This window comes from Limosilactobacillus mucosae (assembly GCF_013423865.1).
GTDB classification, from domain to species: domain Bacteria; phylum Bacillota; class Bacilli; order Lactobacillales; family Lactobacillaceae; genus Limosilactobacillus; species Limosilactobacillus mucosae.
This window is the reverse complement of the sequence record NZ_CP058954.1, coordinates 35,859-58,098: the sequence shown is the minus strand read 5'-3', so window position 1 is coordinate 58,098 and position 22,240 is coordinate 35,859. Positions and strand designations below refer to the sequence as shown.

Annotated in this window: 15 protein-coding genes; 4 read left to right on the top strand and 11 right to left on the bottom strand. The window is 49.4% G+C overall.

Going from position 1 to position 22,240, the window contains the following annotated elements; genetic code table 11:
• The first annotated feature begins 189 nt into the window (after positions 1-189).
• Positions 190-1,620 carry a 23S rRNA (uracil(1939)-C(5))-methyltransferase RlmD gene (gene rlmD, locus H0G69_RS00225; RefSeq protein ID WP_180304887.1) on the top strand — a complete coding sequence of 477 codons (1,431 nt, stop codon included), beginning with the start codon at positions 190-192 and terminating at the stop codon, positions 1,618-1,620.
• Between the two features lie 75 nt (positions 1,621-1,695).
• Here rlmD and asp1 read toward each other — a convergent pair whose 3' ends face one another.
• Together asp1 and H0G69_RS00215 are read right to left on the bottom strand one after the other, a co-directional pair.
• Positions 1,696-3,189 (bottom strand): accessory Sec system glycosyltransferase Asp1, encoded by a 1,494-nt coding sequence (gene asp1 / locus H0G69_RS00220; RefSeq protein ID WP_180304886.1) that lies wholly within the window; start codon positions 3,187-3,189, stop codon positions 1,696-1,698.
• On the bottom strand, positions 3,189-4,730 hold the full coding sequence (locus H0G69_RS00215; RefSeq protein ID WP_180304885.1) for a glycosyltransferase: 1,542 nt from the start codon (positions 4,728-4,730) through the stop codon (positions 3,189-3,191). The genes asp1 and H0G69_RS00215 overlap by 1 nt, the downstream gene beginning before the upstream one ends.
• A gap of 148 nt (positions 4,731-4,878) precedes the next feature.
• Here H0G69_RS00215 and H0G69_RS00210 point away from each other — a divergent pair, with 148 nt between their 5' ends.
• Positions 4,879-5,289 (top strand): hypothetical protein, encoded by a 411-nt coding sequence (locus H0G69_RS00210; protein WP_056968123.1) that lies wholly within the window; start codon positions 4,879-4,881, stop codon positions 5,287-5,289.
• Positions 5,290-5,339: 50 nt separating this feature from the next.
• On the opposite strand, the gene pyrE is transcribed toward H0G69_RS00210, so the two are convergent.
• From pyrE to H0G69_RS00185, 5 genes are all read right to left on the bottom strand, one after another.
• Positions 5,340-5,978, bottom strand: coding sequence for an orotate phosphoribosyltransferase (pyrE, locus tag H0G69_RS00205; RefSeq protein WP_180304884.1), 639 nt, complete (start codon positions 5,976-5,978; stop codon positions 5,340-5,342).
• A 3-nt stretch (positions 5,979-5,981) separates the two neighbouring features.
• Positions 5,982-6,713: an orotidine-5'-phosphate decarboxylase gene (gene pyrF, locus H0G69_RS00200; protein WP_180304883.1), complete on the bottom strand. Its 732-nt coding sequence runs from the start codon at positions 6,711-6,713 to the stop codon at positions 5,982-5,984.
• Positions 6,713-7,627 (bottom strand): dihydroorotate dehydrogenase, encoded by a 915-nt coding sequence (locus H0G69_RS00195; RefSeq protein WP_034541096.1) that lies wholly within the window; start codon positions 7,625-7,627, stop codon positions 6,713-6,715. The genes pyrF and H0G69_RS00195 overlap by 1 nt, the downstream gene beginning before the upstream one ends.
• Before the next feature lie 132 nt (positions 7,628-7,759).
• Entirely contained in the window at positions 7,760-8,290 is a 531-nt protein-coding gene (pyrR, locus tag H0G69_RS00190) for a bifunctional pyr operon transcriptional regulator/uracil phosphoribosyltransferase PyrR (RefSeq protein ID WP_180304882.1), read from the bottom strand.
• A 245-nt stretch (positions 8,291-8,535) separates the two neighbouring features.
• Complete coding sequence (locus H0G69_RS00185) at positions 8,536-9,825, bottom strand: adenylosuccinate synthase (RefSeq protein WP_180304881.1); 1,290 nt, start codon at positions 9,823-9,825, stop codon at positions 8,536-8,538.
• 209 nt (positions 9,826-10,034) lie between these two features.
• Between H0G69_RS00185 and H0G69_RS00180 the strand changes: the two genes are divergently transcribed.
• Positions 10,035-11,009, top strand: coding sequence for a GMP reductase (locus H0G69_RS00180; RefSeq protein ID WP_180304880.1), 975 nt, complete (start codon positions 10,035-10,037; stop codon positions 11,007-11,009).
• Between the two features lie 505 nt (positions 11,010-11,514).
• Here H0G69_RS00180 and arcC read toward each other — a convergent pair.
• Complete coding sequence (gene arcC / locus H0G69_RS00175; protein WP_180304879.1) at positions 11,515-12,447, bottom strand: carbamate kinase; 933 nt, start codon at positions 12,445-12,447, stop codon at positions 11,515-11,517.
• A gap of 49 nt (positions 12,448-12,496) precedes the next feature.
• On the bottom strand, positions 12,497-13,498 hold the full coding sequence (argF, locus tag H0G69_RS00170) for an ornithine carbamoyltransferase (protein ID WP_006500908.1): 1,002 nt from the start codon (positions 13,496-13,498) through the stop codon (positions 12,497-12,499).
• Positions 13,499-13,788: 290 nt separating this feature from the next.
• On the opposite strand from argF, the gene H0G69_RS00165 reads away from it, so the two are divergent.
• Positions 13,789-14,631 carry a DNA-binding domain-containing protein gene (locus tag H0G69_RS00165; protein WP_180304878.1) on the top strand — a complete coding sequence of 281 codons (843 nt, stop codon included), beginning with the start codon at positions 13,789-13,791 and terminating at the stop codon, positions 14,629-14,631.
• Between the two features lie 36 nt (positions 14,632-14,667).
• Here the strand turns inward: H0G69_RS00165 and addA are convergent, their stop codons facing one another.
• Both addA and H0G69_RS00155 read right to left on the bottom strand, forming a co-directional pair.
• Positions 14,668-18,501 (bottom strand): helicase-exonuclease AddAB subunit AddA, encoded by a 3,834-nt coding sequence (gene addA, locus H0G69_RS00160; RefSeq protein WP_180304877.1) that lies wholly within the window; start codon positions 18,499-18,501, stop codon positions 14,668-14,670.
• Positions 18,494-22,207 carry a PD-(D/E)XK nuclease family protein gene (locus H0G69_RS00155; protein ID WP_180304876.1) on the bottom strand — a complete coding sequence of 1,238 codons (3,714 nt, stop codon included), beginning with the start codon at positions 22,205-22,207 and terminating at the stop codon, positions 18,494-18,496. The genes addA and H0G69_RS00155 overlap by 8 nt, the downstream gene beginning before the upstream one ends.
• Between the last annotated feature and the right edge of the window lie 33 nt (positions 22,208-22,240).

Genomic DNA, 22,240 nt, shown 5'->3' with positions numbered 1-22,240 from the left:
CTCGCTGACGGTGGCCAAAGACTACTCTTCTTTCTTCATTGCATTCGATATGATTAACTTTTAACAATATACTAATGCAACGTTAATTTTTAGTCAATGCATTTTTAATAAAAATCACAAATAATTTTTGGCCATTCTACCAATGTGCTAAAATAAGACCACTGGAACGCAACAGAACGGAGAAAAACAATGGAAAAAAATCACACCCGCTTCAATCATCGTCGGCCACAAAAAAGCCCACGCCCACAGCCCCAAGTCGAAGTCAACCTTGGCGATCGCTTCCCGCTGACCATTCGCAAACTGGGGATCGAAGGCCAGGGAATCGGCTACTTTAAACACAAGGTCTGCTTTGTCCCTGGTGCCCTGCCAGATGAAGTCGTAGTAGCTGAGGTTACTGCCATCCATCCCCGTTACCTGGAAGCCAAGATTCATAAGCTGCGCAAACCCAGCCGCTTCCGAGTTGAGCCACGCGACAGCTATGCCGATCAAGCAGGCGGTTTTGAATTTGAGTGCCTGGCCTACCCAGAGCAGTTAAAGTTCAAGCGGCAGGTCGTCTTAGACAGTCTGGCCAAATTTAAGCCGCGGGGATGGCAAAACTATGACGTACGCCCAACGATTGCCGCCCCAGAACAATACGGCTACCGCAACAAGGCGCAATTCCAAGTTCGCGAACAAGACGGTCATTTGATTGCCGGCTTGTACCGCGCCAACAGTCATGACGTGGTCGACATGCCAACATGTGCCGTTCAGATGCCAGGGACGATGAAGGCCATGCGCGCAATCGTCAAGATGTTGGATGAACTAAAGATTCCCGCCTACGATGAAACCAGCAACAGTGGGATCATTAAAACGATCGCGATTCGGGAGTCATTGGCAACCGGTGAGCTGCAGGTGACCCTGATTACCAATACTGCCAAGCTGATTCATAAGGGACCGCTCTTGGCCATGATCGCTGAACAGCTGCCTGAGGTCAAATCGGTCGAGCAAAACGTCAACCCTGGCGATACGCCGCTGGTTTGGGGTGAGCAAACGATTCATCTGGCCGGTCAGGAATACATTACCGAATCATTGATGGGACTTGATTTTCATCTCAGTGCCCGTTCGTTTCTGCAGCTGAACCCGGCTCAGACCGAAACGCTCTACGAACAGGCAGCCAAAGCCATGGAGCTGGGACCCGATGACGTCTTGGTGGATGCCTACGCGGGGATTGGGACAATTGGACTTTCCCTGGCTAGCCGCGTCAAAAGCGTACGCGGGATGGAGGTCATTCCAGAAGCCGTGGCCGATGCCAACAGCAATGCCAAGCTTAACGACATCCAAAACGCCAGCTATGAAGTCGGTACCGCGGAAGAAGTCATGCCGCGCTGGCAGGCTGAAGGATTCCGGTTCAATGCTCTAGTCGTCGATCCGCCGCGCACTGGTCTGGATGAGGCCTTAATCGAACAGATTCTTAAAGCCAAGCCTGCCAAGTTCGCCTATGTTTCCTGCAACATGTCGACCATGGCCAAAAACCTGGCACGACTTTCCAGCGTCTATCGCGTCGACTGGATTCAGCCTGTCGATATGATGCCGCAGACGCCGCGCTGTGAAGCCGTCGTCAAGCTCAGTCGCCGCTTCTAAAGATAATAAAAAACATGCAGTCCAGCTGGTGGCTGCATGTTCTTTTGTTGATGAATAAGGCTTTTTACGCATCTATTATTTGACTGCCTGCCACTGTTTCCAGGTTACCGCGGCACTGATATTGTCCAGATCGTCATAGGCGTGATCGCTCAGTTGCTGGAGCTTAGCCGGACTGCTTAAAAGCTCAACAACGGCCTTAACCATGCTGGCAGGATGATTCAGCGCGATCAATCGACCATTTTCATAATTTGCAATCATCTCGTCTGGACCATACGAAAAGTCGTAGCTGACGACTGGAACGCCATGCCCCAGCGCCTCCCCCATTGCCAAAGGCTGCGCATCGATGCGACTGGTATTGAGCAGCAGCTGGGCTTGATCAAAAGCAGCATCCAGCGGATATTGATAATCGGCAAACTCAACTGCATCATCAATCTTAAGGTCTTTGGCCAGCTGCTTGAAGTTAGCCGTATCATTAGGTGCACCATAGCCATAAAGCGTTAATTTCGCGTCAGGCACAGCAGCTTTGATTTTGGCAAACACTTGCAGCAATTGATCAGTCTGCTTGTCATAACCCAGGCGGCCGACACTGATCAGTTGGTTAGGCCGCCGGTCAGTCATTTTGACGCGCTTGGCTGCCTTTTTGACCGGTGTACCGTTAATCGTCAAAACACGTGCCGATTTGCCCAAGCGCTGACTCAAGACGCGTGCCTGGGCCTGCGTCATCACGATAATGCCATCCCAGCGTTGCAGATTTTCCGTCAGAGCGTTTTGCAAAAGGCTGTTCAAAGGCGCCTTCAATGGATCCTGGCCATCATTGACGTGACTCATCGGCAGCCACAGATAGCGATGGACCTTGGAATGCATGTGCAGAATCGGATCAATGGTAACAGCCGGCCGATCCGCGATAAAGACGTTGTTCTCGCCATGAGCCCGATTCAATTCATCCAAAAAGAAGGCAAACATTTCATTTTCACTGGCAAACCAATAATCCTGGCCATGCCAGTTTTTTAAAATATTAAGCGAATTGATCGGCGTGTTCTGGACCGATTTGACAAAGTAACGCTCCAGATACAGCTGACCATCGGGGCGATAGTAGCGGGCATTGAACTCATGATCCTGACCAAAGAACTCGTCAACAGCCTTAAAGCCCCGAATGTCATAAGTATTGCGCAAAGTCAGGCTGCCAGTCTGATCGTACCAGTCGATGTGATGAATCTGACCAATCGTCCCACCGGCAAAATAGATCGTTGCTGCCAAGCGGCCCCCGTCTCTAACCTCGCGAAAGTTGTTGCCCGTGCCGATCTGATAGTCGACGGCCAGTTTCAGGTCCTCGGTATGCAGCGGCTGGCCCTGATAGTCAGTAGTCTGGGCAAAAAAATCATATAGATTGGTCAGTTGGTCATTAGTGACGCCAAAACGCTGCATCGTCCGGTGAAGCACTGGATCAAAATCGCGCGTAACCAGCTGAGCCGGCGTCTGATGATCCTTAAACAGCTGCAGACGCTTTAATTCGGCATGTTCGACACTGGAGTTTTTCCCCAGCAGATACTGATTAACAAAGAAATCCATCAGTCAGCGACCTCCTTTGGCATATCATCAAGCAGCTCGTTCCATAGTTTCATGACATTGGCTGCCGAGTAACGAGCACTGTCTTGATAGGCATGCGCGCTAAACTCAGCCAGTCTGGTCTGGTTGGTCAGTAAGCTGATAATTGCCTGTGCCAAACCGTCAATATCGCCATTTTCCGTTAACAGGCCATCCCGTTGATCAATCACGACATCGGCTGGACCGTACTTGATATCATTGGCCACGATTGGCAGCCCATGCGACTGCGCCTCCACCAAAGACAGCGGCAGGCCTTCCGCACGACTGGGCAAAATCAATAGCTGTGCCCGTTCATAGACTGCATTGACATCGGTCGTATAGCCGCAAAAGGTGACTGAGTTCTCAATCTGCTCGGCACTGACCTGAGCTTTGAGCTTCTGGTCAAAATTATCATTGGCGTATCCCCAAAGCTCCAGCTGGGCATCAGGAACTTGCTGCAAAATCTTAGGCCACGCCTGCAATAGATGATCCTGCTGTTTTTCTGGTGAGAGCCGCGCTACCATCACGACCAGATCGCGCTGTCGCTTAGCAAAATCAACATGCGGCGCTGCCAAGACCTCATCAGCCACGATTGGTCCTGGAATCCGATAGATCTTGACGCCCTGCTTGCCAAAACGATCCTGGACGTCAGCCTGCTGCTGCGGCGTTAGAGCAATAATGCCATCCCAGTCCTTCAGATGATCCAATCCCCATTGATAGTTGTAGTTTAGCGTTGAGTGCAGCATGTCGTTGGGGTTATTGACATGATCATTATGCAGCTGCATGACGCGGAAAACGCGATGATGCATGTTTAAGACTGCCCAGCCCAATTCATAGACGCGATCCACGACCAAGCCCAGCGGACCGTCACTATTCAAGGCAGGATCCACGGCCAACTGATCATAGAAAAAGCGCGTCAATTCGTCAAAATTGGCAAACTGCCAGTCCTGACCACGCCAGTTAAACAAATGATAGCTGGTTGCTTTTTGCTGGCGCCGATCCTTAAAGTTCACCTTCTGCAGCGCCAACTGGCCATCGGGACGCAGATAGTTTTCCACGGCAATCTGACCATTCCAGTCGTACAGCTGTTCAACCGATGCAAATCCCCGATTGTCATACCAGACTACTTTCAACAGCTTGCCGAAATGGTCAAAATACTGCAGATTGATGATACTGCGATCACGATCATTGCGACGGCGAACGTACATGACCCGTGTCTTCCCATCATAATAGTTATAGCTGATGCCGTCTGCCTTGCGTTTCCACTTTGGATTCAGATGCAGATCCTGAACCTTGACGATCCGATGCGGCACCAGGCAGGCATTTTGAAAATAATCGAATAGATTGATAAAATCCTGATCCTTAATCCCAGCTGCTTCCACGACCAGATGCAGCTCGTTGGAATACTGCCGCGTCACGATCTTGGCTGGCTGATTGAATTTTTTAAACAGATTGAGTCGCTTGATTTGGGCGTGCTCAATTCCTGATTGATTGCGCTGAAGGTTATCATTTAAAAATAACAGCATTTTTTCACCCTTTTCTTTGCTCGCACTTACTGCTTAAGTTTAACATTTGAATATGAAGAAAGCATGATTGAACTGTTGACATTATTAGGTCCGCATTCTCAGTTATGTTATGATTAGTGGATAAACGTACAAAGGGAGGCCTGGACGGATGCAGAATCCATTTGGCAATAACAATCAAAATAATCAGGATTTTTTTAATAATCTGCCAATACCGCCAAACTATGCCAAGATCAAAAATGATGAGGGCGAAATGCGCATTGCCAAGGTAGGCTTTTCTTGGACCGTCTTTTTGTTTGGCCCGTTTCCAGCTTTGTTTCGCAATGACTGGTACAACTTCTTTTTAATGATCGTCTTGGATCTGGACTATGTTTTGGTCGGCCTGTTTTTCAAATGGAACTGGATGCTTGATTTCCCATGGCCAACACTGTTCTTCTGCTTCTTTTACAACATGATGTACTTTAGACATCTGTTCACCAAAGGATTCTATCCAGCCGATGAGCGTTCAAAAGAGCTTTTGACCCAATCCGGCTATTGGAAAGAAAAATATCGGCAAAAATAAAAAACGATAGCGAATCTGGCTATCGTTTTTTATTTTTAATTTTTTTATTTTTAATGACGAGCTGACCAAGCGGCGGGATCCTTGCGCCATTCATGCAGATCCTTCATTTGATTGCGGTCGATTAAATCAGTCTTTTCAGCAGTCTCAATCAAAGTCGTATAGTTGGTTACCGAGTAGTATGGAATGCCAAACTGCTGGAAGTTGTCATCGGCAGCCGGCAGTTCATAGGTGAAGACGGAAACCACGCCTACCACATCGGCGCCTTCTTTTTCAACGGCTTTAACAGCTTTTAAGACACTGCCGCCAGTCGAGATCAGATCATCAATCACAACCACGCGCTGACCCTCATAAAGAACGCCTTCCGTCTGCTTGCCCTGACCATGATCCTTAGGCTTGGAACGCACGTAGATCATCGGCAGGCCCATTTCTTCGGCAACCCAGGCCGCGTGGGGAATCCCAGCCGTAGCAGTCCCGGCAATTACATCAACGTCTTTGAAATGTTCGTTGATCAGCTGGACCATGCCTTCATAAATATTGCGGCGAACAGCTGGATAAGAGATCGTCAGGCGATTGTCAGTATAGATTGGCGAGTGCAGTCCGCTGGCCCAGGTAAATGGCTTGTCGGGGCTTAAAGTGATTGCTTGAATGTCTAAAAGATCTTTAGCAACGATTTCGGCTTGTGTTGACATATTTTAGTTTTCCCCTTCCATAAATGCTTGACGAATCGTCTGGTAGGCACTGACTGGATCTTCTGCCAGCGTAATCGGCCGGCCAACCACGATCCCATTGCTGCCCAGCTCGCGAGCCTGCTGTGGCGTAACGACCCGCTTTTGATCATCATGAACCTGCAGATTAGGTCGAATCCCTGGTGTGACGCACAGAAAATCGGGACCGGTAACTTTGCGAATCGCCTTGACTTCTTGAGCTGAGCAGACGACCCCGTCCAGACCGTTCTTTTCCGAAAGCTGCGCGTAGTTCTGCACGGCTTCGATCAAGCTGAAGTCAACGTGCTGTTCTTCATGCAGAATCCGATCATCAATCGAAGTCAGTTCCGTAATGGCCAGCAATTTAGGCATTGGACAGCCGGCCGTTTTGGCACCTTCTGCCAGCCCCGCCTTGGCTGCCTGCAGCATCTCACCGCCGCCAGCCGCGTGCGTTGTCACAAAGGATACGCCCATCTTGCCAATTGCCGTCATCGCCCGCTTAACGGTGTTGGGAATATCGTAGAGCTTTAAATCCAAGAAGATCTTAAAGCCGCGCTGCTTAGCTTCCTTAACGATGCCAGGACCAAACGCGTAGTACAGCTCCATCCCAATTTTGACGATCGGCGTGTGATCCGTGTCGTTAGCGAGTTCATCAAAAAGCTTCAATGCGGCCTGCTTCGTGTCAACGTCAATAGCCACCATTGGTTCAAATCGTTCCATTAAAATCGTACCTCATTCAGATCTGTCAGTTTCTCAATACCATAATAATCCATCACCGTCGGCAGCTGGTCAATAATCTTAGGACAGGCCAGCGGATCATGGAAGCTGGCCGCGCCAACCTCAACCGCATTGGCACCAGCCATCATAAATTCCAAAACGTCTTCTGGAGTCTCGACCCCGCCAACGCCAATAATCGGAATGTTGGAGAATTGGCGAACCTGGTGAATCATCCGTAGTGCAATCGGCTTTAAGGCTGCTCCAGAAAGCCCACCCGTGACGTTGGCCAGTTTTGGCTTGCGCGTCTTCAGATCGATTGCCATGCCGGTTAAAGTGTTGATCATCGTCAAGCCGGCCGCGCCACCATTAATTGCGGCTTTGGCCAGCGGAACGATGTCGGTAATGTTTGGCGTCAGCTTAACGTAGACCGGCACGTTAGAAACCGCTACGCAGCGCCGCGTCAAGCGTTCCAGCAATTCCGGATCGGTCCCCATTGCCAGACCGCCATGCTTGACGTTGGGGCATGAGACATTAAGTTCCATGGCACTGACGTAAGGCGAGGTTCCCAGTTTGGCCGCTACTGCTTCATATTCTTCCTCGCTAAAACCGGCTGCACTGGCGATCACTGGCAGTTCAGGATAGTTTTGCGCCAGCCATGGCAGCTTTTCTTGGACCACGTTGTCAACCCCGGCATTGTTCAGACCATAGGCATTCAGCCAGCCGGCAGATGTTTCACAGGCCCGTGGCGCAGGATTGCCTTTGCGTGGCTGACTGGTGGTTGACTTGATGACCAAGGATCCTAATTTGTTTAAATCATAGTTGCGGGCAATCTCTTGACCATACCAGCAGGTTCCGCTGGCAGGAATTACCGGATTCTTCAAATGCAGGCCTGGAAGTGAAACTGATAAACGACTCATAATTTTCCCCTTTCGAAAAAAGCATCAGTTGCTCACTTCAGGAGAGCACTGATGCTTTTTAAGGTCGGTTAAAAACCTCACCGCACCGTTTGACCCTCTCTGGAGTTCATTAAATGGCAACGCTAAGTTAGACTATTCAATTGAGATATCTTCATGACCATCGTATTCTTCGACCGCCACGTGTACCGTTTCATTAGTTGACGTTGGAATGTTCTTGCCGACAAAATCAGGCCGAATCGGCAGCTCGCGGTGACCACGATCAACCAAGACCGCCAACGAGATGCGCTTAGGCCGGCCCATATCCATCAAGGCGTCTAAAGCAGCTCGTACCGTCCGCCCCGTGAATAAAACGTCGTCGACTAAGATAACGTGCTTATCGTTGATGTCGACGCCGAGGTTAGTAGTCTTGACTTCTGGCTCAACCTTATGATCTGGACGATGACGGTCATCACGATACAGTGTAATATCAAGCGTTCCTACTGGTACCTTGACCCCTTCCAACTGTTCCATGCGCTTGGCAAGACGTTGGGCCAGGTAGACACCGCGCGTTTTGATTCCAACAAAGACCAGGTTTTCGACACCCTTGTTTTGTTCGATAATTTCGTAGGTAATCCGGGTCAGTGCCCGTTGCATGCTTGAACCGTCAACGATTTCATGAGCCATGAAGTTCACTCCTTTATTTTATTTGCTGAAAGAAAAAACGTCTCTTCGCACCAAAACGAGGAGACGCAACATTTATCCGTTCCTTTTCAGCCTCACGGGACCAAGTTAAAGGTGCTCATACTTTATTTGTTAGTGTAACTGCCTCAATTAGCAGTGTCAACCGCCAGAACCAATTCTAATCAAACCATAATAAAAAGATCCAACCATCAGCGACGGCTGGACCTGATTGATTGATTTGCCAAGGTCTAACCCAGCCAAGGATCATGCAGAATAATCGTCTGTTCACGGTCAGGGCCGACTGAAATCGTAGCCAGTGGCGTTTGTGACAGTTCACAGATCCGCTTCAAGTAGTTCTTGGCGTTTTCTGGCAACTCATCATAGCTCTTGATCTGCGTGATGTCGCCTTCCCAGCCCGGCAGCTCTTCATAAACCGGTTCGCAGCGATCCAGTTCAGCCAAGCTGGCAGGGTAGTAGTCGATTTCTTGACCATCTAAACGGTAGGCCTTGCAGATCTTGACCGTCTTTAAGCCAGACAAGACGTCAAGCAGGTTCAGACTCAGGTAGGTCATGCCATCAACACGACGGGCATGGCGCATGGCAACCGAGTCAAACCAGCCAACCCGCCGTGGACGACCGGTTACGACCCCGTATTCATGACCAACTTCGCGAATGTGGGCGCCAATCTCATCGTGCAGCTCAGTTGGGAAAGGACCAGCCCCAACCCGCGTGCAGTAGGCTTTGCAGATGCCAACGACCGTATCGATCTGGTTAGGTCCAACGCCCGCCCCAGTTGGTGCACCGGCAGCTCCAGAATTAGAAGAGGTAACGTATGGGTAGGTACCATCGTCGATATCCAGCATCGTACCTTGCGCACCTTCAAATAGTACTTTTTTGCCGGCATCCAATTCATCGTTAACCAACAGCGAAGTGTCGGTAACGTATTTCTTCAGTTCTTGACCGTACTCGTAATATTCATTAAAGATGTCATCGAATTCGAGCGGTTCAACATGATAGATCATCGTAAACAGCTCGTTTTTAGCAGCCAGGTTAGCCCGCAGCTTTTCAGCAAAGACATCGCGTTCCAGCAGATCGCACATCCGAATCCCAGTCCGCGCAACCTTGTCCATGTAGGTTGGGCCAATCCCCTTTTGGGTCGTGCCAACCTTCTTGTCACCCTTGGCTTCTTCTTGGCACTTGTCAAGCAGCAGGTGGTAAGGCAGGGTAACGTGGGCGCGGTTAGAGATTCTAAGACCATCCGTGCTGATGCCATTATCGTTTAAGTAATGGATTTCTTCGAGCAGCGCCTTAGGATTTACCACAACCCCATTACCGATCACGGAAAGCTTCTTAGCGCCGAAAATCCCTGATGGAATCAAGCGCAGAGCAAATTTCTTGCCATCAAAGCTAATGGAATGGCCGGCATTGTTGCCCCCCTGCGAACGAACGACGACATCGGCTTCCTGACTGAGATAGTCGGTCATTTTGCCCTTGCCTTCGTCGCCCCATTGACTGCCGACGATTACTACTGATGCCATTAATTAGTCACCTCATCCAAAATTTCTTTATGAGCACGTACTTACTTAATGATATTATACGATTTACCAAAATTTTGCAAGATATTAACCGAACGTTTTCAAAAAGTCTAATTAAAAATGTGCGTTTTATGCTTGACGCCATGAATTTGTTTGTGCATAATAGCTAAGGTTTAACGTATTACATTTTTACCAAAAAGGAGCCTTGACTCATGGAAACTTTTGATTACGATGACATTCAACTGGTGCCTAACAAGTGCATCATCAAGAGTCGCAGCGAAGCCGATACCAGCGTTAAGTTTGGTCCCAAGACTTTCAAGATTCCCGTTGTTCCTGCCAACATGGAAAGCGTAATTGACGAGGATCTGGCAATCTGGCTGGCCCAAAACGACTACTACTATGTAATGCATCGTTTCCAGCCCGAAGACCGTGCCGACTTTATTAAGCGCATGCACGATCGCGGCTTGTTTGCCTCCATTTCGGTTGGAATCAAAGATAGTGAATACGATTTTATCGATCAATTAAAATCCGAACATTTAGTCCCAGAATACATTACGATTGATGTTGCTCACGGACACTCAGATTATGTAATTAAAATGATTCGCTATATTAAGCAACAATTACCTGAATCATTCTTAACTGCCGGCAACGTTGCCACTCCGGAAGCCGTTCGTGAACTGGAAAATGCCGGTGCCGATGCTACCAAAGTCGGCGTCGGCCCTGGTAAAGCCTGCATCACTAAGCTCAAGACCGGCTTTGGCACTGGTGGCTGGCAGCTGGCCGCACTGCGTCTGTGCAGCAAGGCCGCCAGCAAGCCGCTGATTGCCGATGGTGGGATTCGGCATAACGGCGACATTGCTAAATCAGTCCGCTTCGGTGCTTCAATGGTTATGATCGGCTCGCTCTTGGCCGGTCATCAAGAATCACCTGGTCATCTGATCACCATCGACGGCAAGCGCTACAAGCAGTACTGGGGATCCGCTTCCGAAGTGCAAAAAGGCGCCTACCGCAATGTTGAAGGCAAGCAGATGCTGGTACCATTCCGTGGTTCGATTAAAGACACGCTGCTGGAAATGCAAGAAGATCTGCAGTCATCCATCTCATACGCTGGGGGCCGCGACCTCAAGTCAATTACCAAAGTTGACTATGTGGTCGTTAAAAACTCCATCTTAAACGGCGACTACTAAATCAAAAGGATCAGTCCAGACAAGGCTGATCCTTTTTTGTTGCAACAATTAAAAACAGCTGGCAGCGGTCAGCAGCAGCATGTACTTTGTCTCCTGCTGCCTCAGCATGACAGCAGCCAGTTTCTCAATCGCCAAGCAGTCGCGATTAATTTTTCAATCTTCGCGAAACTTATCAGCAACTTAGGCAGCTTAACGTGAGCATCGTAGCAAGCAATTCATCCACGTGCCTCGTCAACCATTTAATCAGCAATCTTATTTGATTGGCGACCGTTATGCAAAAAATTCTGCATATCATTTATGACAAAAATATCATCACCTACTTTTAAAAAAAGCGATGCCTAGTAGGTAAAAATCAATGTATATCGAATTAGGGATCCCTAACACTACCTATAATTTAACAAAGGCCCCAAAAAAAGTCGCCCCGCGTTTTGCGAGACGACTCTTTTTGCTATTGGTATTAATGCTTGGGAGACTTACGTCAGTGGATTTAAGGAGTTATTTTGAACTAGCCATCAACGATAACCGTGCCCAGCTTGCCAGCCAAGGCATCCTTCAAACCGCTCAGTGAAGTGATGATAGCTTCACGGTCTGGGTGATCCTTAACAAATGACATGCAGGCTTCGATCTTAGGCAGCATACTGCCGGCAGCGAATTCCTTTTCGTCGATGTACTTCTTGGCTTCGGAAATCGTTAATTTCTTCAGCGTCTTTTGATCTGGTTGGTTGTAGTGAACATAGACATAGTCAACCGCCGTCAGAATGATCAGCTTGTCGGCATCGATGTTGTCGGCCAACAGTGCACTCGTCCGGTCCTTGTCGATAACGGCTGGCACGCCTTGCAGACCATCATCAGTAAAGATAACGGGAACCCCGCCCCCGCCACCTGCGATTACCAGGTCACCGGCTTCGATCAGCTTGTTGATACTGTCGATTTCCAAGATCCGCTTTGGCAGTGGTGATGGAACAACTTGACGATAGCCACGGCCAGCATCTTCAACAAACGTGTAGCCTTTTTCCTTTTCGATTGCTTCGGCTTGTTCCTTAGTGTAGAAATCACCAACTGGCTTCGTTGGATTCTCAAAAGCCTGGTCCTTTGAGTCAACGGCGACTTGCGTAACCATCGTAACCACGTTCTTGTTCATCCAGCGACGGTGCAGTTCGTTTTGCAGACTCTGCTGCAGGTGGTAGCCGATGTAGCCTTGGCTCATCGCACCACATTCTGGGAATGGGAAGGCAGGTGCCTTGCCATTTTCAGCGGCATAGTTCATCCCCAGATTGATCGCCCCAACCTGTGGACCATTCCCATGACTGATAACTACTTGATTGCCTGAAGATACCAGGCTGATCAAAGACCAAGCCGTATTTTTAACCAATTCAAGCTGTTCTTCAGGTGTCTTGCCTAAAGCATTGCCCCCTAATGCAACTACTACTTTAGCCATATGCAGTTCCCCCTTGGTAATAGAATCAATTAATGATGTGGATGTTTAATTATTCACCAAGAGTGGCAACCATAACGGCTTTGATGGTGTGCATCCGGTTTTCAGCTTCGCGGAAGACAACGGAGTGCTTGCTTTCAAAGACTTCGTCAGTAACTTCCATTTCCTTAAGGCCAAACTTCTTTTCGATTTCACGACCAACTTCAGTGTCCAGGTTGTGGAATGCAGGCAGACAGTGTTCGAAGATAACGTTAGGGTTTTCAGTAGCCTTCATAACGTCCATCGTTACTTGGTAAGGCTTCAGCAGCTTGATCCGCTTTTCCCACATGTCGTCGGATTCACCCATGGATACCCAAACGTCAGCGTAGATAACGTCCATGCCCTTGACACCTTCCTTGATGTCGTTGGTTACGACGATCTTGGCACCAGTTTCCTTGGCAATTTCGTTAGCCTTGTCCAGCGTTTCCTTAGTTGGTTCAAGTTCCTTAGGCGTTACAACGTGGTATTCCATACCCATAACAGCGGCACCCAGCATCAGAGCGTTGGATACGTTGTCTTGACCGTCACCAACAAAGGCAAACTTGATGTCTTGGTAGTTCTTCTTCAGAACTTCCTTAGCAGTCAGAAAGTCGGCCAGAACTTGGGTTGGGTGGTCTTCATCAGTCAGACCGTTCCAAACTGGCACACCAGAGTACTTAGCCAGAATTTCAACGTTGCGTTGGGAGAAGCCACGGTATTCAATACCATCGAACATCCCACCCAATACGCGAGCCGTGTCCTTAACGGATTCCTTGTGGCCAATGTGAGAACCAGATGGACCAAGGTAAGTTACGTGAGCACCTTCGTCTTTGGCACCAACTTCAAATGAACAACGAGTACGAGTAGAACTCTTTTCAAAAATCAGAGCAATGTTCTTGCCTTCCAGACGCTTGCCTTCATTGCCCGTGTACTTAGCCTTCTTCAAATCTTCGGCCAGGTTCAGCATGTATTCCATTTCACGGGTGTTAAAGTCAGCCAGGGTTAAGAAACTGCGGTTACGTAAGTTAAATGACATTTTTAAGTTCCTCCTTCTTAATTACAGTCTCTATCATAGAAACCGTTTTCAGTAATCTTCACATTGATTCAAAATACTTCAAAAGAAAAATTTATTTTTTAGGTTATCTTAATCTTGATATATCAAGGAATGTAAACGCTATCTTATAAATATGCATTAAATCGGTGCATAAAACATCACCGCTCAAAAAGGGATGTTGCTGGTTAAATAAAAATGTTAAAATTCAAGAAGCATCAAAAAGTTTCCAAAAACTTCAATTTGAGAACGTTTATGCTTTAGGAGGTATTTTTATGAATTTTTACATTGCTGACGATGATCCAGATACCATTGATCTGCTTAGCGATTTGATTGAAAACGACTTTAACAATTCAATCGTTGGGGTCGCCGATAATCCTCAGCAGGCCTATGATGACCTTTTAAGGCTGCGCGTCGACATCATGCTGGTCGACTATGGCATGCCAGTAATGTCAGGAATTCAGCTGATTGAAAAGCTTAAAGCCGCCAACAGTCAGCCGCATTTTATCATGATGTCTTCGGTAAGCGATGCTAAGACGCGGACGGCTGCCTACCAGGCTGGCATTGACTTCTTCTTAGAAAAGCCAATCAACCTGGCCGAAACCAAGCATATTATTCGACTCATTGCCGGCTATACGCTGATGACCGACAAGCTCAACCGCATCTTTGAGCTGGTTGGCAGCAGTGCCCCCTATCATCTGCCACAGTCTCAGCAGCGGCAGCAGGTTGACCGCATCAAATCGATTCTGCGCTTTTTGGGCATCACGGCAGAAACCGGTTGCCAAGACATCATTCGCATTATTTCATTAATGGTGGATCAAAAACTGGGCTTCAGCGACATTGATTTTGCCAGCGTGCTGCATTTTGACGCCCACACCAAAAAAATCGTCTTTCAAAGAATTCGCCGGGCTTTAAAAGTCGGCCTCAACAATCTTGCCAATATGTTTTTGGACTATCCGGAAAACGAGATCTTAATGGAACATGCCAACAACCTTTTCGGCTACAAAAACGTCCATAATGAAGTACTCAAGCTTAAAGGCGTTCAAAACAATGGCGGTCAGATCTCGCTGCAGCACTTTTTTGACGGTCTGCTGCAGGAAAGCATCATTGAAAAATAGCCAAAATGGGACTCGACAGCTGCCGAGCCCCATTTTTTAGATCTCTTTTAATTCACGCGTAGCCACCAAATACAGCCACCGGTGCGCAACCTTTTGCCGTTCGACATTCTGCAGTGCGCCGGCGTACAAGTTCAGCTGCCCGCTGTAACGATCAACGATACGCTGCTCAGAACGTTCCTTAAGCGCTGCCGTTGATTGATCAACATGATCGGTCTTATAGTCAAATAGTTCCAAGCCATCATCACCGACAAAATAGCCATCAATAATCCCGTGAATCAATACGGGAGCATCCTCTTTTTCATCTGCCAGATTCTTAAAGAGCTGGGCGGCATTGATCAGCATGGAAAAAGGAGCCTCACGCCGCAGACTGGCCGCGTGCGCCAAAACCCGCCGACCAAGCTCAGTTTGATAAAAGGCCACGATGCCGTCAATATCAATGGCATCAGCCAGTTCATCGGTGCTTAGCAGCTGATCCATTCTTAGTTGAGCGATCGTTTGGCTAACCAGTTTGGCATCTACCTGACCACTGCTCAGATCAAGTTTTTGAAAGACCAGGTGCGTTGCCGTTCCGATTTCAGTTGCCGAGGGCTGATGTTTTTGAGTCGTCATAAACTTAGGCTGGGCAAAATCATCGCTGTGATACCAACCGCTTGTCTTGACCTGCTGCTGATCAAACGTCAGTCGGCCCATTTCACGATCATCAGGGTCCTGGACGGCAAACAGCTGCTTGATGTCGCTGACCGCTTGATAGGCCGTCGTCAACACTGCTTCAGGATGCGGATATTCCATTTCCACGACCTGCTTAAAGGCCTGCTGCTGGTTAGGCGTCAGCTGGGTTGCCGGCGCGGTCGTCTCCTTAGCCTGTTCGCCACGTTGCGCCGCCAGATCATCAAGCTGTTTTTGAACCTGCGTCTGGTTATAGCGCTGGGCAAAAAAATCACCTGCGCTGGTCTGCCAGGCGGCTTCATCATCGTTGGCTTCCATCCCCAGATCAGCCAGGTCAAAATCAGCTGCCCGCACCATTCCCATGCCGATCCAATCCAAAAACGAATGGGCATTGAGCCGAGCCTGGGAACCAATGACGGCAGTACTGCTCTGCAGGGCTTTTTGCCAAGTCTTGGCGGCCTGCTTCAATCCTGAGCGGCCAGTGCCTTCTTTGTTTTCATTGACTGAGCCTGTAATGATCAAACGCTGCTGAGCTCGTGTCAAGGCAACGTACAAGACCCGCAGATCCTCTGCTCGGCTGCTGGCTCTTTGGGCTTCAATAATCAGGTTGCGCTGCGGCAGGTCATAGAGAATCTGCGGCAATGCATCAGGTGCCTGATCCGCGGCCCGGCCAAGATACTTGATTCCCAAACCCGCGTTGGCATCAATAATCGCCTTGCCGTTTTCATCCTTAAAGCCATGCGCCGTGTCGATCAAAAAGACCACGGGAAATTCCAGCCCCTTGGCACCATGGATCGTCATGACGTTCACGGTATCGCTGGCAAGCTGCGTGGGAGCCTCGCCAAGATCCTGATTGCGTTTTTGCATGCGTTCGACAAACCGAATGAATTGATAAAGTCCTTTAAAGCTGCTTTCTTCATAGCCATGCGCTCGTTCATACAAGGCATGCAGATTGGCCTGCCGCTGCTGTCCCCCTGGCATGCCGGCCACATAGTCCAGATAGCCAGTTTCTTGATAGATCGTCCAAATCAATTCAACCAATGAACGTCGCTGGGCAATGTTATGAAACTCATGCAGCTGGTCCAAAAAGCGGGCCGTCTTTTGATGCAGCACGGCCAGGTCAATACCATATGGATGATCATCAGGCAGCTTTAAGTCATGGTAGGTCGTCACGAAACGCTCCAATGCCTGGAAATACTGATCATGCCGGTCATTGATGCGCAGATAGGCCATTTCCGGTTCTGTAAGCCCAACGATTGGCGAGCGCAGAACGGCAACCAGTGGAATGTCTTGGTATGGATTGTCGATAATCTTCAACAATGAAACGATCGTCCGTACCTCGGTCGACTTAAAGTAGTTTTCCACGCCATGAACGGTCAATGGAATATTCAATGAGGCAAACTCGTTGACCAGCGTGTTGTTGATTGACTTGGCCCGTTCCAAAAGCACGATATCGCCTGGTTTGATGTCACGATGACCGTCGGGAGCGTCGGGATCAAAAATCTGTTCATGATTGTCCAGCATTTGACGAATCCGCATGCCGACCATCCGCAGCTCGCCTGACTGACGATCAGCTTCATGACTGGCATTGGCGTCGTTGTCCTCAGCATTGGCATCATAGAGCATCACCTCAACTGGCTTGACCTGCTCTTTAGGATACCATTGCGCGGCAAATTTCAAATGAGCAGCCTCATCATAGTCCATCTCACCAACTTGATGATCCATCAGCTGACTGAACAGCAGGTTGGTAAAATCGGTCACGTTAGGCATGGAGCGGAAGTTTTCAGCCAGATTGATCAGCTCGCCTGGTGAATCCGGCTGCAGCTGATCTTCGCTGACAAACGTTTCATATTTATGCAGAAACATCGTCGGGTCGGCCTGCCGGAACCGATAGATCGACTGCTTGACGTCGCCAACCATAAACAGCCGGTTGACGCTTGGATCATGGAGCTGCTGGAGGATCTTTTCCTGCAGCGGATTGGTGTCTTGATACTCATCAATCATAATTTCGCGATAGTGCCGCTGCAGATTCTTTAAAGTCTGCTTACCGGCATTCGTATCAACCGTCAGAATCTGGTAGGCATAGTGCTCCAAGTCGGAAAAATCAAGCAGGTGCCGCTGCAGCTTGATCTGCTGATAGTTTTGGCGATACTGCCAGGCTACCTGAACCAACTCATCAACGACTTTCTTGGCCCCTGCCGACAGCTTGATCAGCAGCTTGGCATCCATAAAGTAGTGATCATGCAGGCTTTGAATCTGTTCGCGCAGCTCGTTGCGTGAATCCTTGATTGCATCGTATGCCGCCAATGCAGCCGTTTCATCTTTTTTGGGCCGGCCTTTGATCGTTGGAAACATTTTTTTGGTCAGTTGAGCGCTGATTGCGTCCCAAGTACCGGTTTCGGTCAGTTTCAGCAGCTGCTCTACCCGTTCGGCATCGTCAGCCAGCATCTGCGAAGTCGTCGTCAAGTCTGCTGCCTGAGCCTGATGAGTCAGCGTGACAAAATCAGCATGGATCTGCTTTAGTTCACGCTGCAGAACCGGCAGCAGCTGTTTTTGGTAAAAGTTTGATTTGGTCAGCTCTTCATCATTCAGCTCATATAATTTAGGCAGCTGCCAAAGCCAGGCATGCGGGTCGGCCTGCGCATTGGCAACTCGATCCAGTTCCATCACGATATCGCTCAATGCGTCATCACTGCGGTCGTTGACGAAATTCATCACCAGCCGCTCAAATGGTCGCTGGCTGGGATCTTCAATCAGCGCGTCTCTGGCATACAGTTCTTCTCTAAGATCATCCCAGACTTGATCTTGCAGCAGCGTCGTCTCGGTTTCATCAGTCAGCAGGCGAAACTGTGGGTCCAGATCAATCAAGTAGTAGTAGCGCTTGATCAGCTGTTGGCAAAAGGCATGAATCGTACTGATGTGGGCAATCGCCAGCCGGTTGATCTGATCGCGCAGATGACGGTTGTTGGCCTCTTTTTCCAAACGGCGCCGAATCCGCTCGCGCATGTTATCGGCGGCTTCGTTGGTAAAAGTAACCATCAGCAGCTGATCGATATTGAGATTCGGATCCTCTTTCAGCATTTTGATAACGCGGTCAACCAATACCGTTGTCTTCCCCGCGCCAGCTGATGCCGACACCAAAATATCATGGGTTCTGGCATCAATGGCTCGCTGCTGCTGTGGCGTAAACCTGGTATCACTCATGTTTTTCCCCCCGTGATTCTTGTTTCAGCTTTTCCTGCACGTCGCGCTCAGTTAGCAAAACGTCGCGATAGTTCTTTTGATCCAGCATTGGGTCGAAGCGGTAGATGTCTTGATAGTCGCTGTATTGCAGGCCGTCGCGCTTATCAAGCCGATATGGCCGCAAAGACGTGTCCCCCGCAAAAATCTGCGTCGCCGCGTTGACGATGCGTTCCTGATTACGCTGCAAAAGAGCGGCCAGTTGTGACTCATCAACCAGTGCCATGCCGCTGTTGGCCTTGATATTGCCGTTCTTAAAGGCACGCAGGCTCAGAATCTGCGGTTTGAAATTGTCAAAGCCCTGATCCAGATCATTCAGCAATTGCCGATCGTTCAGCAGGACCCCTCGATAGCGATGACTCTTTAATTCTTCAGATGCCAGACTGCCGCTGAGATCCTCCCATTTAAAGACAGGATTCTGCAGGTGCAGGTACAAAGCCCCGGCAATCTTGGCCGACTGCTGCTTCAGCTTGAGCTGGTGGCTGAGGCTGTTTAGATATGACAGCATCTGCAGTGCCAAGCCGTCGTAGGCCTCGACCAGATTAAACTGCTGATTGCCGGATTTATAGTCAACCACCATTAAATAAGGCTCCTGATTCAGCTCAACGGAATCAATCCGATCGATCCGGCCACGCAGATAGACCTTGTGACCATGATCAAGCGGATAGATCAATGGCGCAAAGCTCTGCTGCCCTTGATCGCTCAAGTCCATCACGCCGAATTTCTGTTCCGTTACCACGTTTTTGGCGCGCGTCAGCTTAGACTGATCACGCAAAACCTTCGTCATCGTTTCGACCAGACGTTCCAGCTGCCGCTTGCGAAAGGCCAATCGCTGATAGTTCTGCGTTAATTGAATCAACTGCGGCTGCTGATCAAAAGCCCAGGCCATTGCTTGATGGGTGAGACGCTGCAGCTGATCATCGGTCAATTGACGGAGTGCTAAGCCTTGCTCACTAAGCAGCCGCATGAAGCGATCCAGACTGTCATGGAAAAACGTCCCGGATTTATCGGCCGAGATTTCCAGCTCTTCTCGTTTTTGAATGCGCAGGCCATATTTAAGAAAGTATTCATATGGGTTGCGATAATAGTCCTGCAATTGAGAAATTGAGGCATACAGCGTGTCATGCTGCAGTGCGGGTGCTATTTTTCCTGGCCGTTCACCATTCTGCAGTGCCTGCGTTCGTGCATCCAGTGCTTCTGGATCCCATTGACCATACAGCCGTTCTGCCAGATCAGCCGGCAGCGGCGTCGTTTCATTGGTATAGTCAAGACTTTGCGCCGTCCAGTCGTAGCGCTTGACCTTTCGCGCCATCAGTTCGCTTAAAAAGTTCCAGGCCGCGCCCAATGGCTGATGATCATCCAATGCCTGCCGCTTAACCTGCATCAGCGTACCCAATACGGCAAATGGCGCACTGACAAACGGCCAGGCTGCGGTCGCGGTATCCTGTGGCTGAGCCATAAACGGCAGATCATCCTTGAGACGTTTCTTGTCGGCATCCCAGCGATCAAACGCCATCGCCAGATCAATCATATAAGGCGACATACTAAGCGGTTTTTCATCATTGCCGATCTGCGGTGCCGAAATGATCAAACGCTGGCGGCCGCTCATAAAGCCCAGGTAGTTTAAAAACGGCTCGTTGCTCATTTTTTCAACACCGCTGGCTGGCAGAAACTGTTCGTCATCCAGACAGGCATTGAGCAGCTCACGGTCCGGATCGCTAAGCAGTCCCGTAGCTGACTTGGCTTCCGGCATGACGTCGCTGGTTGCGCCCATCATAAAGACGACCTTGCGCGTAGTGGTTTGCACGATCCCGGTTTCCGAAATCACGACTTGATCCAAAGTTGATGGAATCTGCGAGTATTGCGCGGCCTCAAAACCAGCCATCAATAAATCGGCAAACTCATCAATTAAAAATGGCTGCTGCTGACCCAAGATCTGCACGTACTCATCCAGCAGATTACAAAAGACCTGCCAGACCTGCTGAGGTTCCTGCGCCCTTGCCAGATCAGACCGGCTGTCGGCAATCGACCATTCCTCCAGCCGCTTGACAACGCCGGCATTGACCAAAAAGCCGTACAGTGCCTTGGCTGCCGCCGCGCCGTTTTCTGCCTGATCAAGCTGGCTGAAAAATTTTTGCAGTCCGCTGACGTAATCCTTGACGACGTTTAATGGTGCCGAGGCATACTGATCTCGTTTCTGCATATCCGGATGGTGCCGCAGCTCTTCAGCATCTACGTTGGGATCAAAATGCCACCGCTGACTGCTCAGCCAATCATCACCCGTGCGGCCATATTGGAGACACCAGTTTTCCGTTTGATAGACGGCCTTTTGGAAATATTTTCGGGTAACCAGCCGGCCCAGATCATCATGCATTTGTTGCGGAATCAGCAATCCTGTCTTCAAAAGGTGCATCACGTCACTGGTTGCAAAATGACGCTGATAGACCTTAAACAGCGCCTCAATCAGATTTACCAAGGGATGATTGTTCATCAAGCGCTCAAGGTCATTAAAAATCGGCACCTCATGCGCTTTAAAAACCGATTCAAGCATCGTGGCATAACCGTCCAGATGGCGCGTCAAAATCAAGAAGTCCCGATAGCGGTATTTACCCGTGCTAACCAGCTGACGAATCTTGGCTGCGATCAGATTCAGCTCCGCCACGCGATTGGGGGCCGTAAAGAACTGAATGCTTTGGGAATCTTGAAGCGGCGCGCTCGGCAGCTCATTCAGCATCTGAGCCTGAGCCGCCAAGACCCGATCCAGCACCTGCAGATCCGCAGTAACGCGCGGCTGGTCGGCCATCACGTCTGCCAGCTGCTTGACGCCCGGCGTTTGCTTGGCGAATTTTGCCAAGCGATAGTACTGACGCCCTGATTCATAAAACAGATTATGCTCATCTGGCAGCTGATTTTGGTATGGGCGATCCAAAACCAGCGCGATCGTGGTCGCCTGGGCATTTTTGATCAGCGCTTGTACGATCTGCAGCTCACGAGCCGTAAACTGCGAAAACCGGTCCAGATAAAAATAGGCGTGCGACAGATCCTTTTGCTGCAGATACTTCACCAAAAGCGCGTCAATCTGACTGATATCTTGATAGTCGCCCAGAGCCTTCACGAATTCGCCATACACCAGAAAAATGACTTTAAGCTTAGCCTGCCAGACATCATCTAAGATCTGACGATTGTCTTTGGCCCAGGTCTGTGCACGTTCCATAATGGCCGCATAGTCAGTCGGTGCGATCCGAGCCGTCTGCAGTTCAGTCAGCTGCTGTGTCAGTTCCTTGATAAAACCTGGCCGCTTGATTTCGCCGGCAAACATCTGCATTTCATTTTGATGCTGGTTGACGATCTGGGCCGTCAGCATCGTCAGCCCCGTTGGCGAAAGCCGTGGTGCCTGAAAAGCCGGCGTGTCGCGCAGCAGATACCACGCCAACCGACTGAACGACAGTACCTGCACCTTCATCTGAGCATATGGCTGATCCGGATCCTGGTCAGCGGTATTTTTCAGCCGATTCAGTACTTCGATTTCGGTTGCAAACTTAATATGGTTGGGAACCAGGTAGAAGAACTCGCCTTTAGGATCAGCGGCCAGCTGCTGTTTCATTTCAGCCAGCAGCCCAGCCTGATGATCATCCGCGGCTGTCCCCAAAATAAACTTTAAGCTGCTCATTAAATCGCTCCTCCGTTTTGATTGATTGACTTA

Excerpts from the sequence above, each read along its gene's own strand:
- pyrE (WP_180304884.1), bottom strand. The coding sequence starts at position 5,978 with ATGTCAACACAAGCCGAAATCGTTGCTAAAGATCTTTTAGACATTCAA.
- H0G69_RS00180 (WP_180304880.1), top strand. The coding sequence starts at position 10,035 with ATGGAAACTTTTGATTACGATGACATTCAACTGGTGCCTAACAAGTGC.
- H0G69_RS00185 (WP_180304881.1), bottom strand. The coding sequence starts at position 9,825 with ATGGCATCAGTAGTAATCGTCGGCAGTCAATGGGGCGACGAAGGCAAG.
- H0G69_RS00165 (WP_180304878.1), top strand. The coding sequence starts at position 13,789 with ATGAATTTTTACATTGCTGACGATGATCCAGATACCATTGATCTGCTT.
- addA (WP_180304877.1), bottom strand. The coding sequence starts at position 18,501 with ATGAGTGATACCAGGTTTACGCCACAGCAGCAGCGAGCCATTGATGCC.
- pyrR (WP_180304882.1), bottom strand. The coding sequence starts at position 8,290 with ATGGCTCATGAAATCGTTGACGGTTCAAGCATGCAACGGGCACTGACC.
- asp1 (WP_180304886.1), bottom strand. The coding sequence starts at position 3,189 with ATGGATTTCTTTGTTAATCAGTATCTGCTGGGGAAAAACTCCAGTGTC.
- argF (WP_006500908.1), bottom strand. The coding sequence starts at position 13,498 with ATGTCATTTAACTTACGTAACCGCAGTTTCTTAACCCTGGCTGACTTT.
- H0G69_RS00155 (WP_180304876.1), bottom strand. The coding sequence starts at position 22,207 with ATGAGCAGCTTAAAGTTTATTTTGGGGACAGCCGCGGATGATCATCAG.
- arcC (WP_180304879.1), bottom strand. The coding sequence starts at position 12,447 with ATGGCTAAAGTAGTAGTTGCATTAGGGGGCAATGCTTTAGGCAAGACA.
- pyrF (WP_180304883.1), bottom strand. The coding sequence starts at position 6,713 with ATGGAACGATTTGAACCAATGGTGGCTATTGACGTTGACACGAAGCAG.
- rlmD (WP_180304887.1), top strand. The coding sequence starts at position 190 with ATGGAAAAAAATCACACCCGCTTCAATCATCGTCGGCCACAAAAAAGC.
- H0G69_RS00195 (WP_034541096.1), bottom strand. The coding sequence starts at position 7,627 with ATGAGTCGTTTATCAGTTTCACTTCCAGGCCTGCATTTGAAGAATCCG.
- H0G69_RS00215 (WP_180304885.1), bottom strand. The coding sequence starts at position 4,730 with ATGCTGTTATTTTTAAATGATAACCTTCAGCGCAATCAATCAGGAATT.
- H0G69_RS00210 (WP_056968123.1), top strand. The coding sequence starts at position 4,879 with ATGCAGAATCCATTTGGCAATAACAATCAAAATAATCAGGATTTTTTT.